Origin of the sequence: Pragia fontium (assembly GCF_900638655.1) — a bacterium.
Classification (GTDB): domain Bacteria; phylum Pseudomonadota; class Gammaproteobacteria; order Enterobacterales; family Enterobacteriaceae; genus Pragia; species Pragia fontium.
Genome location: NZ_LR134531.1, coordinates 3311195 through 3324558, shown reverse-complemented (window position 1 = coordinate 3324558; position 13364 = coordinate 3311195). Strand labels below are relative to the sequence as shown.

At 47.7% G+C, this 13364-nt stretch carries 14 protein-coding genes; 2 read left to right on the top strand and 12 right to left on the bottom strand.

Annotated features, from left to right (window positions below):
* Nucleotides 1–94: 94 nt before the first annotated feature.
* Nucleotides 95–1204, bottom strand: a complete 1110-nt coding sequence (locus tag EL341_RS14390) for a cobalamin-independent methionine synthase II family protein (RefSeq protein ID WP_074821653.1) — start codon at nucleotides 1202–1204, stop codon at nucleotides 95–97.
* A 240-nt stretch (nucleotides 1205–1444) separates the two neighbouring features.
* On the opposite strand from EL341_RS14390, the gene EL341_RS14385 reads away from it, so the two are divergent.
* Complete coding sequence (locus EL341_RS14385) at nucleotides 1445–2335, top strand: LysR family transcriptional regulator (RefSeq protein ID WP_047781957.1); 891 nt, start codon at nucleotides 1445–1447, stop codon at nucleotides 2333–2335.
* A gap of 49 nt (nucleotides 2336–2384) precedes the next feature.
* Complete coding sequence (locus EL341_RS14380; protein WP_074821656.1) at nucleotides 2385–3242, top strand: DMT family transporter; 858 nt, start codon at nucleotides 2385–2387, stop codon at nucleotides 3240–3242.
* Between the two features lie 164 nt (nucleotides 3243–3406).
* Here the strand turns inward: EL341_RS14380 and EL341_RS14375 are convergent, their stop codons facing one another.
* The 11 genes from EL341_RS14375 to rpiB all read right to left on the bottom strand — a co-directional run bounded on the left by EL341_RS14375 (nucleotide 3407) and on the right by rpiB (nucleotide 13044).
* Complete coding sequence (locus EL341_RS14375) at nucleotides 3407–4264, bottom strand: pirin family protein (RefSeq protein ID WP_047781955.1); 858 nt, start codon at nucleotides 4262–4264, stop codon at nucleotides 3407–3409.
* Between the two features lie 10 nt (nucleotides 4265–4274).
* Complete coding sequence (locus EL341_RS14370) at nucleotides 4275–5267, bottom strand: glutathione S-transferase family protein (RefSeq protein WP_074821659.1); 993 nt, start codon at nucleotides 5265–5267, stop codon at nucleotides 4275–4277.
* 145 nt (nucleotides 5268–5412) lie between these two features.
* Complete coding sequence (locus EL341_RS14365) at nucleotides 5413–5808, bottom strand: DoxX family protein (RefSeq protein WP_047781953.1); 396 nt, start codon at nucleotides 5806–5808, stop codon at nucleotides 5413–5415.
* Between the two features lie 297 nt (nucleotides 5809–6105).
* On the bottom strand, nucleotides 6106–6390 hold the full coding sequence (locus tag EL341_RS14360) for a YqjK-like family protein (RefSeq protein ID WP_074821662.1): 285 nt from the start codon (nucleotides 6388–6390) through the stop codon (nucleotides 6106–6108).
* Complete coding sequence (locus EL341_RS14355) at nucleotides 6387–6782, bottom strand: phage holin family protein (protein ID WP_047781951.1); 396 nt, start codon at nucleotides 6780–6782, stop codon at nucleotides 6387–6389. Before EL341_RS14355 ends, EL341_RS14360 begins: the two co-directional genes overlap by 4 nt.
* 2 nt (nucleotides 6783–6784) lie before the next feature.
* Nucleotides 6785–7096: a DUF883 family protein gene (locus tag EL341_RS14350; protein ID WP_047781950.1), complete on the bottom strand. Its 312-nt coding sequence runs from the start codon at nucleotides 7094–7096 to the stop codon at nucleotides 6785–6787.
* A 220-nt stretch (nucleotides 7097–7316) separates the two neighbouring features.
* Complete coding sequence (locus EL341_RS14345) at nucleotides 7317–7991, bottom strand: DedA family protein (RefSeq protein WP_047781949.1); 675 nt, start codon at nucleotides 7989–7991, stop codon at nucleotides 7317–7319.
* A gap of 425 nt (nucleotides 7992–8416) precedes the next feature.
* Nucleotides 8417–8803 carry a fluoride efflux transporter CrcB gene (gene crcB / locus EL341_RS14340; protein WP_047781947.1) on the bottom strand — a complete coding sequence of 129 codons (387 nt, stop codon included), beginning with the start codon at nucleotides 8801–8803 and terminating at the stop codon, nucleotides 8417–8419.
* 643 nt (nucleotides 8804–9446) lie between these two features.
* On the bottom strand, nucleotides 9447–11441 hold the full coding sequence (gene tkt / locus EL341_RS14335) for a transketolase (RefSeq protein ID WP_047779943.1): 1995 nt from the start codon (nucleotides 11439–11441) through the stop codon (nucleotides 9447–9449).
* A 94-nt stretch (nucleotides 11442–11535) separates the two neighbouring features.
* Nucleotides 11536–12507 (bottom strand): transaldolase, encoded by a 972-nt coding sequence (gene tal / locus EL341_RS14330; RefSeq protein WP_126468102.1) that lies wholly within the window; start codon nucleotides 12505–12507, stop codon nucleotides 11536–11538.
* A 78-nt stretch (nucleotides 12508–12585) separates the two neighbouring features.
* Nucleotides 12586–13044, bottom strand: coding sequence for a ribose 5-phosphate isomerase B (gene rpiB, locus EL341_RS14325; protein ID WP_074821669.1), 459 nt, complete (start codon nucleotides 13042–13044; stop codon nucleotides 12586–12588).
* Between the last annotated feature and the right edge of the window lie 320 nt (nucleotides 13045–13364).

Below are 13364 nucleotides of genomic sequence, written 5' to 3'. Positions count from 1 at the left end.
AGAGATATTGCCGGAATTGGGGAGTCGCCATCCTGGCTGGTACCAAGACGGCATGACGATATTTTGATCTGGAATACTTGTCGGATAATATAAATTATTCCCCCCAAACCTCTTTCGCCACTTCAACCGTAAGTTTTAGCTTATTCCACTGCTCTTCTTCCGCTAGTAGATTACCTTCTTCCGTTGAGGCAAATCCACACTGTGGGCTAAGACACAGCTGATTGATGTCGACGTATTGTGCCGCTTCCTGAATCCGTCGTTTGACGTCTTGTGGATTTTCCAGTTGGCCGGTTTTAGTGGTGACTAATCCTAATACTACCTGCTGGTGCCCAGGCTTAATAAAACGCAGTGGCTCAAAACCACCGGCACGTTCGCTGTCATATTCAAGGAAGAAGGCATCAACATTAACGCTGCCAAACAATAATTCGGCAACGGGTTCATAACCGCCTTCTGAAATCCAGGTGGAACGGAAATTACCCCGGCAAACGTGCAGACCGATAATGAGATCGCTTGGCTTATCCTTAATCGCGGTATTAATCACCCATGCGTAGGTCGCCGCTAACTGCTCAGGATCTTCCCCACGCTCGCGAATTTGCTGGCGCTGCTGTTCTGAGCAGAAGTAGGCCCAAACTGTATCGTCCAACTGTAAGTAGCGGCAGCCGGCATCATAGAAGGCATGAATGGCCTGACGATAAGTTTCGGCAAGGTCGGCAAAGTAATCTTTAATATCGGGATAAACCTGACTGTTAATGGCTGCCCGACCCCCGCGAAAGTGCAGCATACTTGGACTAGGGATGGTCATTTTGGGGACTGCATGTTGAACAATACTCTTTAAATAGCGGAAATCTTCCAGCATCGGATGATTGCTGAACCCAAGCTTGCCGGTAACCTTGATGCTACGGGCTTTGGTTTGTACGCCATTGAACTGAATGCCTTGGGCAGCGTCGATACCTTCTACACCATCTAAACCTTCAAGGAAATCAAAGTGCCACCATGCTCGGCGAAATTCACCGTCGGTGACTGCTTGCAGGCCAACGTGTTCCTGACTGGCGACAATTTTTTTAATTTCTTCATTTTCAATTTGTCGCAGCTGTGCGGCATTAATTTCATTACTGGCGAATTGTTGACGTGCCTGCTTTAAGCGCTGGGTACGCAGTAAACTACCTACGGTATCCGCTCTAAATGGGGGTAAAGATTTTGCCATGATTGACTCCTGCTTTATTTAGACGTTTAGATGGCTAAATTGATGGTTTTATCCTGTCACTTGCGCTGAATAAAGACAATTGAATAATTTTCACTGATGATGAAAATTATTCATGTTCTCTGTGATATAGGGTATAAAAAAATCGGCAATGGCTTGATTGTCACTGGACGAGCATAGATTCACAAGCTAGTCTGATCCCCATTATGAGCAATAAAAAACAACAGATTAACGACTAAGAATATGAATAAAGACCGGGCATTAACGCTTGAGGCGTTGAGAGTAATGGATGCGATCGAGCGCCGTCGTAGTTTTGCAGCCGCAGCAGAAGAGCTGGGGCGAGTGCCTTCGGCATTGAGTTACACTATGCAAAAGCTGGAAGAGGAGCTCGATGTGGTGCTGTTTGACCGCTCCGGGCATCGCACCAAGTTTACCCCCGTTGGTCGTTTATTATTAGAGCGAGGCCGTATTCTGTTGGAAGCCGCGGATAAGCTCACCTCGGATGCTGAAGCTTTGTCACGCGGCTGGGAAACCAATATCAGTGTGGTGACCGAGGTGTTGGTTTCCGCCTGGCGGCTATTTCCGTTGGTCAATCGGTTGGCAGAGAAGTCAGATACCCAACTATCGATTACCACTGAAGTATTGGCCGGTGCATGGGAACAATTGGAGCTGGGAAAAGCCGATATTGTTATTGGCCCATCGGGCTATTTGCGCCAGTCCGCGGAAATAAATTTTATTAGTTTGTATAAAGTATGCAGTCAATACGTTGCTTCCCCGGATCATCCTATTCATCAGGAAGAAAACCCACTGGATGACGCTGTTCGCTTGAAGTATCGAGGCGTGGCGATTGCAGATACGGCTAAAGAACGCCCGATTCTGACGGTTAAAGTGTTGGAAAAACAGCGCCGACTGACGGTAAGTTCTTTGGAAGATAAACACAAAGCGCTGGTGGCCGGTTTGGGGATTGGTTCTATGCCATCTGATGCGATTCAGGACGATCTAAAGGCGGGTAGGCTGAAGATTATTGGTAACGATCCTGGTAGTGAAGTTGAAATTATTATGGCGTGGCGACGGGATCAGATTGGTAAAGCCAAAGCATGGTTACTACGTGAGATTCCAAAACTGTTCTCCTGATCCGCGCTCATAGTATACTGCCTGTCTTTCAGTGATTTCAGGTTGGACTATGACGCGTCGTAGTGCCCTTATTCAAATACATATCGCCGCGCTTCTGTTCGGCATATCCGGTATTTTCGGTAAGCTGATTTTGAGCGGCGTTGCTGTGCTGGTCTTTGGTCGGGCATTTTTTGCCCTGCTGTCATTATCGCTGTTGTTAGTGAAATCGCGCCGTATGCCTTGGCATGGCGTTAGCATGCAACGCATTTTTAATCTGATGGCAATGGGCCTGTTGTTAGTGGCGCACTGGGTGACTTTCTTTCTTGGTATCAAAGTGGGCGGTGTCGCGGTAGCTACGTTGGGTTTTGCCTGTTTCCCCGCTTTTGTTGCCATATTGGAAAGCGTGTTATACCGCGAACAATTGACCCGCACAGAATATACGTTGATTGGTTTGGTTTCCCTCGGCTTAGTGTTGGTTACCCCCAGCTTTGATTTTTCTGATCGTGCCACCGAAGGGCTGATTTGGGGTATTGCCTCAGGCTTTATCTATGCCTTACTGACCATCGGCAACCGTAATGTGGCGGCTAAAATGTCAGGAGTACAGGTTAACTGGTGGGAAAATCTATCGGCGATACTGTGTTTACTTCCTTTTGCCTTTAGCGATATTCCACTGGTGCCGTGGCTGGATTGGGTATGGATAGCCTGTTTGGGGCTATTGTGTACCGGACTCTCCTATAGCTTTTTTATTAACGGTCTGAAAGTGATTAATGCCCGTACGGCGGCGTTAATAATCGCTTTGGAACCGGTGTATGCGATTTTGGTGGCGTGGATGCTGTTCCACGAACAACCTGGACTACGCATGTTACTGGGCGGCGTATTAATTATTTTTGCCGTGGGTTGGTCGACGAAGAAGAAGTCAGTCGGATAGATAAAATGGGGACGTTATATTACGGAGTCGAGAATACACCAGCCCGGTCGTGCGAGATGGTGATATTTTCTCAACATTAGCTACGACCGGAATATCCACAAGACCCAATTTTAAAAAAGGTTTATCAGCCGTCTCAGAAGTTGTATTGCGTTCCTACTTTGGCGCTATGAGATAAACTTACCACTATTGTAATCATCAATCGCCTGTTGGATCTCTTCCACGCTGTTCATGACAAACGGCCCATATTGCACTATCGGTTCATTCAATGGTTTACCTGCCAGCAGCATCACTCGACCACCGAGAATACCCGCTTTGAGATGAACCATATCGCCATCGCTGAGAATAGCCGTTTGATCAAACTGTAGGGTATGGCCGCCAACTTCAATTTCACCTTCGAACAGATAGAGCAGCGCATTAAGACCGGTAGGAATTGGGATATGCACTTCACCGTGGGCTTCCAGTCGAATATCGGCGATCAGTGGTTGGGTCGCTTGCGCCTGAACCGGGCTGGTATACGTATCGCCATCCAGCGTTAAAGAACCAGCAATCAGGATGATTTGACCCTGCTCCAATAGTGAAATATTGGGTAACTGCTCGGCATCGAAATTTTGATAGCTGGGCGCTTTCATTTTCTCGCTGCGCGGCAAATTCAGCCAAATTTGGAAGCCGCGCATTTCACCATCAATTTGTTGGGGCATTTCTGAGTGAATAATCCCCCGACCCGCGGTCATCCATTGAATACCGCCGGTTTTTAATTCACCTCGATGCCCAACGTGGTCTTCATGCAGCATATTGCCTTCCAACATGTAGGTGATGGTTTCAAAGCCGCGGTGAGGATGATCGGGAAATCCGGCGATATAATCTTGTGGATCGTCAGAGAAAAAGACATCCATCATCAGGTAAGGATCCATCCTCTGACCGTCAGTTTGGCCCAGCGCACGTTTAAGGCTAACGCCGGCTCCGTCCTCGGTGGCCAGCGCAGAAAATACCTGCCTGATAGTACGATATTGTTGATTGCTCATTAGGTTCTCCTTATTTCTCAGAGAAGCGGTCACGGCGATCGTGTGGCGCATTAAGATCTTGCTTTGGCCCGATAGAGATAATGCCGGTCGGGTTGATCGTCTTGTGGCTGCAATAATAGTGATGGCGGATATGTGGGAAACTCACGGTTTCCGCAATGCCGGTCATCTGATAGATATCACGCAGGAAGCCATACAGGTTTGGATAATCACTGATGCGCTGATAGTCACACTTAAAATGGGTGACGTAAACCGGATCAAAACGTACCAGCGTGGTCCAGAGCCGCAGGTCGGCTTCGGTTAGCTGACTGCCTGTCAGGTAACGCTGGTGACTCAGAATTTTTTCCAGTTTATCCAGCGCTTGAAACACGTTCTGTACTTCTTCGCTATAGGCTTGCTGCTCAGTAGCAAAGCCTGCTTTATAAACACCATTGTTAACATTGGCATAGATCCAGTCATTCAGACTGTCGATCTCACTGCGTAGCGCGTCAGGATAGTAATCTTCAGGTTTAGCACCCAGACTATCAAATGCGTTGTTGAGCATGCGAATAATTTCAGAGGATTCGTTGCTAACGATGGTATTTTTTTGTTTGTCCCACAACACAGGAACCGTCACCCGGCCAGTATAATCAGGGGCGGCCTTGAGATAGACCTGATAGAGATAGTCAAAGCCAAACAGGGTATCGCCCGTCGCCTCTGCAAAGTCAGTAGCGAATGTCCATCCGTGTTCCAACATTAAAGGGTGTACCACGGAAACAGAGATCATCTGTTCCAGACCTTTTAGCTTACGCATGAGCAGCGTGCGATGAGCCCACGGGCAGGCCAGAGAAACATACAGGTGATAACGGCCAGCCTCAGCCTTAAAACCACCGTCACCGCTTGGACCGGGTTGACCGTCCGCCGTTATCCAGTTGCGAAACTGCGGCGTTGTACGCTTAAAATGACCCTGAGTTGATTTTGTATCGTACCAAACATCCTGCCAGATTCCGTTTACTAACTGTCCCATGATGTACCTCCGCAGATAAGTTGGTGGGTAATAAAGGTATAGCTCAGTTTGAGCGGTAAGTATGGCGATACTCTCTATCGCTCTGATTAGTGCTAAAAATCAATGGGCCGTGCAGGATGTGCACGGCCCATTGGTAAGAAAGGAATTACCACTTTTTCTTCAGTAGGGCGTCGATGCTCCATGCACCTGGGCCGGTGACAGCCAGTAACAGGTAACCGCCAGCAATGGTCAGGTTTTTCATAAACATTAACTGGTTAGCACCTTGTTCAAAGTTAATGTGGAAGATAAACGCGGTCATTAAAGTAAAGAATACGGTAAATAACGCAGTTGTACGGGTCAGAAAACCCAGTAATATCGCCAGACCACCGCCCAGTTCAAGTAAAATAGTCAGTGGTAGCAGGAATCCAGGGACGCCCATAGATTGCATATATTGCTGAGTGCCAGCATACGCATCACCTAATTTGCCATAACCGGCAACGATGAACAGAATCGGCATAAGAACACGAGCAATCAGAATCGCCAGATTATTTACGTTTTTCATTTCTACTCTTAACTCCAGAACCAAAATTGATAATAAATACATTCATTCGAAATAATCATGAATGAACATTGTTTCGTTTCGATGAAGTAATCGTAGTTCAACTGACAAAAACTTGTTAGCGAGAAGAATTGCATAATTAATTCAAAAAAATTGAGCAAGAGAAGGTGCTAAGAGCGCTGGTATATCAAGATTGTTGAGTTCTTCGCTAAAATTATCGGGTGATATCGGCAGAATGCCTCAATTTTACTGTGGGATTGTTGAGCGAGATTAGAAAAGTTAGAAAGGGCGAGAAATGAACTACTTGGCGCTGAGATTCTGTCGAACCAGATTCACCGTTGTCCATATACCGAATGCACGGCGACCCCAAACCATCAGTTTTTTCGGATGACGTAGGCTGACCACCGCCACTACACCAACGCCGATGGCGGCAACTTTGCGATACTTGAATAGCGTGAGCCATCCTCTGTCGATATCGGCGGTATATTCCAGCCACGCATCACACTGTTGAGCCAGTTCAGTGCGCTGCCGAGTAATTTTATCCACCAGCAACGCTTTTTTTAACTCACGTGATTTCTTATTCATTGCTCATCCTTTAGCGCATGGCGATCCAGCTTTAGCTGAGTACGTGTTTCTTTCAGGAAAGTCACGCGTCGAGCTTTTACCATGGTCCAAATACCGACGATTAAGGTCAGCAGGAACAAGGTGCCGGTGATAACAGACAGCGCCAAGACTCGGTATGCAGGATCGATGGCCAGACAGACCAGAATAAATAGACCCATTAAGAAGAAACCGGCGAACAACAGCGTTAAGCCCACCATTATCAGGAGCTGAGTCAGATGGACTTTTTCTTCTTCCAGCTCAACGGCCAGTAATTCCAACCGCGTTTGCACCATGCCGTGTAGCAAAGTAAAAATACGTTGGATGGTGCTCAGGGCACCCTTGCCGGGGCCCTGAGAGGAGGAGTAATTGGCCATGATTAACGGCGCGTTAGCAGAACACCGAGCACTAAACCAACGGCGGCACCAATACCTACGCCGGTCCAAGGTTTTTCATGTACATAGTTATCGGCTTTATCGGCGATCTCTTTGGTTTGATCGACAATTTTTCCGCTGGTTTCCGTTAAGCGCGAACGGGTATTTTTTAATAAGCCTTCAGCTTTAGAACGTAATTTATCTATTTCGGCTTTAGGTTTATCGCCTGAGGAGTGCAGGAGTTCTTCCAAAGTGTCCGCCAGTGTTTCCAGCTCTTCACGAAGTAATTCAGAAGTACTTTCTTTTTGCTGTGCCATTTGGATATATCCTTTATTTTAGCGAAATGTGTTAATAAACATAGCCCATAATCGAGGCTTGTTAAAGGCGAAATTGTGCTGTTCTTGTTGGCGAGGCTAACGGTGGTAGTGTGAAATGATGGCTATTTATCTTGACTAGTCAAAGAGATAACCACCAACGCAATCAGTTTTTAACTACGCTGGTGGTGATGAGAAATTGATGTTGTTACAACGGCAGCGGTTATTCGGATTTATTGGCTTTAGATTCCCGCTTTTTACGCCAAATAACAATGATAGAACCCACTAGTCCTAAGACCAACAGTACGATGGGCAGAAGCACCAAACCTTTCATCAGTTCGTTTTCATAACGGTCGAAGGTTTTTGTGCTACCTAATGCGTAGCCCAGACTGGTTAGGATAACCACCCACAGGAAACCGCTCATCCAGTTAAAGAACTGAAAACGACCGCTGTTCAGGCCAGAAATGCCAGCAAGGGTCGGGAGCAGTGTGCGGACAAACGCCAGAAAACGGCCGATAAACAGGGCCGCCAGACCATGGCGGTGAAACAGATTGTGCGCACGCTGATGATAATGGGAGGGAATGTGGGAAAGCCAGTTTTGCACCACTTTTGTGTTACCCAACCAGTGCCCCTGAAGGAAACCAATCCAGCTACCAATACTGGCGCCGGCGGTCAGAATCACAACGGCTAACGGATAGTTGATGGCACCCTTGGCAACCAGCACGCCTACCAGCAATAACAAACTATCGCCAGGCAAAAAAGCCGCCGGTAAGACACCGTTTTCTAACAGTAGAATGGTAAAAAGTATGCCGTATAACGTCCAGACTAAAGAGGGGTTAGTCAACATGGCAATATCATGATGCCAAAGTGCCTGCCAGAGCGTGTGTATTACATCCATTTTGTATTCCTAAAACATGGGTATAACCGGAATATAGCCCCGAAGGGGAATAAACGTTTGCTAGAGATATCTCTTGCTAAAGTAAGACCTGCATCTGGCATGGTGCATGACCTGAACATCCACAGACTTCTTTTGACGCTAAGTAATCTACAGCTAAATGAGTAAGCCATGGTTAAATTCAGGCTTGAATATCAGTTTTGTTAATTTTTGCCGGTGTACCGTTATGGTTTTGGTTGTATACCGGGCAAAAAGGTGAATGCACTCTACCAAAGTTCAGTATGCTGAAACAGAAGAAATTAAGTATTTTCGCCGTTTCTGAGCTTTATTTTAACATCTTTACAGAAAAACTGATGTTATATAAAAGCGTTGGGCAGGATAACATCACTAGCAGAAAACATTATTGATAGAGGCCAAAAAAACCAAAATTATTGAGCCTTGAGTAATAGCTGGTAACCAACTGCAACGGCGATCAGACACAGGATAACGTTGAGCAAAATATTCAGCACTGCTTTAAGCCATTCTCCCTGAGTAAACAGCAGCAGCGTATCGAATGAAAAGGTTGAGAAGGTGGTTAACGCCCCGAGAAAACCAACGCCAATTAATGGACGCCAGTGGGGTGAAATTAATGAACCATTGGCCAAGGCTGACATTAGTAACCCCATAATCAGTGAGCCACCGACGTTGACCGCGAGAGTGGCATAGGGAAAATTATTGCCAAACCACTGGGTAAACCAATGGGTGATTTGAAAACGGCTGATAGCACCAACGGCACCGCCGAATGCAACAATCATTAATGTGATGCCATGGCTCATTTTTTCTCCCGTAACGCGCTGAATAGGATTGAGTAAATATGCTGTTTATTTGAAGTAAGGCATCAGAGTCGGGTCTGAAAGCTAATCGATGCATATTATCCCTCCCTATAGCGTAGAGCAATATTTGGCAGATATTAACCGAGGTTATTGAGGTTATTGAGGTGATGGGGGAAAGCTGGGCGATGATGTATGAGTACCGTTTGATAAGTACATAAGGTATGACATGGCTGTCAGGGCTTAGGATGTAGCTAAAATCATTTAATTTGAATTCAGTGAATGTTTCGTCCGTAAAGAGAACGCTGGAATATTCGCTTTTCCTTACGGACGAGGGTAATGTTTTTGAGTTCGACGGGCGTCGGGCCTAGGCTTCTTAGGGGCCGTTATGAGACACATTCATGTGTCTCACCCTACGGGCCAGCACGAGTGCTGTTCAAATTTGTTCCTGACAAATTTGTCGGCAGCTAAAGCTGCTACGACCCCAACGGACAACGCCTTAGCGTTGAACAACACTCAGTGTTGGCCCGAAGGGCAGGCTACAGAATGTTGCCTGTAAAACTCTCCCTACGATTGAGTATATTAGGACTTTGTTATCAATCAGAAGCCCCGATATTGATATCGGGGCTCATTACACGTTAAAACAATCTTACTTCAACAACGCACGCGCATGCGTCAGCACGTTATCCACCGTAAAGCCAAACTCAGCAAACAACTGGTCTGCCGGTGCAGATTCGCCGAAGCTGTGCATGCCCACGATGCGGCCATTTAAGCCCACATACTTGAACCAAAAATCGGCAATACCCGCTTCCACGGCCACGCGTGCGCTTACCGCTGACGGCAGCACCGACTCACGGTAGTTCTCATCCTGACGGTCAAACACTTCGGTTGATGGCATGGAAACCACGCGCACCTGACGACCTTCTGCCGTCAGTTTCGCCGCTGCATCAACCGCCAGACTCACTTCAGAGCCAGTGGCAATCAGAATCAGCTCAGGCACTCCAGCGCAATCCTTCAGGATATAGCCGCCCCGCGCCACGTTCGCCAATTGCTCCGCGGTGCGCGGCTGTTGAACCAGATTCTGACGAGAGAAGATAAGCGCGCTTGGGCCAGTTAAATGCTCAATGGCATATTTCCACGCCACTGCCGATTCAACCTGGTCACACGGACGCCAGGTGCTCATATTTGGCGTCAGGCGCAAACTAGCCATTTGCTCTACCGGCTGGTGCGTTGGGCCATCTTCACCCAGACCAATGGAGTCATGGGTATAGACAAACACGCTGCGAATTTTCATCAGCGCTGCCATGCGTACCGCATTACGGGCATATTCCATAAACATCAGGAAGGTGGCGCCGTAAGGAATAAATCCGCCGTGTAGCGCAATCCCGTTCATGATGGCCGACATACCAAACTCACGTACGCCGTAATGGATATAGTTACCCGCCAGGTCGTCAACAATTGACTTCGAGCCCGACCACATGGTCAGGTTGCTGGGGGCCAAGTCGGCTGAGCCACCAAGGAATTCCGGTAACACTTTACCAAAGGCTTCCAGGGCATTCTGTGAGGCTTTACGGCTGGCAATGTTGGCTGGGTTAGCCTGAAGCTGTTCAATAAACGTCTGCGCTTCGCTGGCCCAGTTCGCCGGTAGTTCATGATTCACACGACGTTTAAACTCAGCGGCTAAAGCTGGATGGGCGGCCTGATAGGCGGCAAACTGCTTATCCCACTGCTGTTCTTTGGCCTGACCGGCGGCTTTCGCATCCCAGTCGGCATAGATATCCTGAGGAATAACAAACGGCTCATATTTCCAGCCTAATGCTTCACGGGTAGCGGCTACTTCAGCGGCTCCTAACGGTGCGCCATGGCTGTCATGAGTACCGGCTTTATTCGGTGAACCGAAGCCAATCACGGTTTTACACATTAACAGAGAAGGCTTGCCGGTTTCTTTTTGTGCTTGCTCAACCGCCTGACGGATAGCGTCTGCATCATGACCATCAATACCGCGAATCACGTGCCAGCCATAGGCTTCAAAACGCATCGCCGTATCATCGGTAAACCAGCCCTCAACGTGTCCGTCGATAGAGATACCGTTGTCATCATAAAACGCAATCAGTTTGCCCAGCTTCAGGGTCGCTGCCAGTGAGCAAGCTTCATGGGAAACCCCTTCCATCATGCAGCCATCACCCATAAAGGTATAAGTGTAATGGTCGACAATCTCATGGTTTGGACGGTTAAACTGCGCCGCTAAGGTACGTTCAGCAATCGCCATACCCACCGCATTACAGATACCCTGACCCAGCGGGCCGGTAGTGGTTTCTACGCCCGGCGCATAGCCGTATTCCGGATGGCCCGGGGTGCGCGAATGGAGCTGACGGAACTGCTTCAGGTCATCAATAGACAGGTCATAGCCAGTCAGGTGTAGCAGGCTATAAATCAGCATTGAGCCATGGCCGTTGGAAAGTACAAAGCGGTCGCGATTCACCCAGTTAGGGTTAGTTGGATTATGGTTCAGGAAACCGCGCCACAGCACTTCGGCGATATCCGCCATGCCCATCGGGGCACCGGGATGGCCGGAATTGGCCTTTTGCACCGCATCCATACTCAGGGCGCGGATAGCGTTAGCGAGTTCTTTATGAGAAGGCATGATTAACTCCATTGAAATAAGGGATATCAGGATAAATTAAACGTCTTGTTATTATTGAGGGCTATAGTTATATCAGTTTATTTATCCCAAGAAGTTAAATTTTTATCTTATCTGACGACAGACGCGCTGCCAGCATGGTTTCCAGCTTTTGCTGATCGGCGGCAAACAGACGAATACCTTCAGCTAATTTATCCACCGCCATCGGATCCTGATTATGCTGCCAGCGAAACTCCGCTTCGGTCATTTTACTGGGGGGATTGAGGACTTCGTTGGTAGGCGCTAACTTTCTGGCTACCGAACCGTTACTCTCCTGTAACTGTTTTAGCAGAGCAGGGGAAATGGTCAGGCGATCGCAACCGGCCAGCGCCAGTATTTGTTCAGTGCGTCGGAAGCTGGCTCCCATAATGACGGTAGGGTAGCGATGCTGTTTATAATATTGGTAGATATGACGAACGGAAACCACGCCAGGATCGGTTTCCGCCTGATAATCAGTGATAGGCTGATTGGCCTGATACCAGTCATAGATGCGGCCAACAAACGGTGAAATTAAATAGACGCCGGCCTCTGCACAGGCTCTGGCCTGCGCAAATGAGAAAAGCAGGGTCAGGTTGCAATGAATCCCTTCGTTTTCCAGCTCTTCCGCTGCGCGAATCCCTTCCCAGGTGGCTGCCAGCTTGATCAATATGCGTGATTTATCGATGCCGGCTTTTTGATAAAGAGAAATCAGCTTACGGGCTTTTGCCACACACATTCCGCGGTCAAACGACAGGCGAGCATCTACTTCGGTTGAAATTCTGCCGGGAATGCTGTTAACGATTTCTGCGCCGATATACACCGCGATCCGATCGCTGGCGTTAATTAACTGCGTGGCTTTATCTCCGCCTTGTGTTTTAGCATCGTTAATTGCGGCATCGATAAGGTGTTGGTATTGGGGGAGTTCGGCGGCTTTTAGAATCAGAGAGGGATTGGTGGTGGCATCTTCCGGTGAAAACTGGCGGATAGAGTCAAGATCGCCACTGTCAGCCACTACCGTGGTGACTTGTTTTAGTGCTTCGAGCTGGTTCATAAGGGATTTCCTTTAATCATATATAAACCGTGATCCCAGCCCACCGTATTCATAGTGAGCCAGGCATAACAGCGCGTGTCAGCCACGCTGCATTTGTTGTTCGTAATAACCGATCTTGTCAACTTTAGGCGCTGAGTTACCACCATCAAATTCGGCATCGAGCCAGTTATCGACAATGGTTTTTGCCAGTTCTAACCCGATGACGCGCGCGCCTAACGAGATAATTTGTGCATCATTGCTTTTTCTTGCTCGTTGAGCCGAGTAGGCATCATGACACTGGGCGGCACGTATACCGGGGACTTTATTGGCGGTGATGCTCATACCGATCCCGGTGCCGCAAATTAGGATCCCGCGTTCATGGGTGCCGGCTTTGATCGCCTGAGCGACTTGCATGGCAATATCTGGATAGATCGTTGGCTCACTTTGCCGATCGCAACTGTAATCAATAACCTTGATGCCTTTCTGTTGTAGATAGCTCACCAGTTGGTTTTTCATCTCAATCGCCGCATCGTCACAGCCGATAGCAATGGGTAACATATTTCACCTCTTTACAGATTAACGGTAATTCGATCGCGTTGCTGCTGCCATGTCACATCGGCTATCTACCGGGTTAAGGAGAGTGAGTCGTGTGATGACTGTTGCCTCAACTACGGCATTGACGCGAAATAAACAACAAAAGTTCAATGACTGTTCTTTTGTTTTATACTCGTGCTTTTCATATGTTAAGTCAATAAACTTATGTTCAGTTTTAGCGTTATTCTGATCGGTTTGTGAGTGCGGTGCTTATTTTAAGTCCTTTTTAGGCCCGTAATAATTAATAAACGGTGTGATTTATACTCGATTTCATCTGATTAATT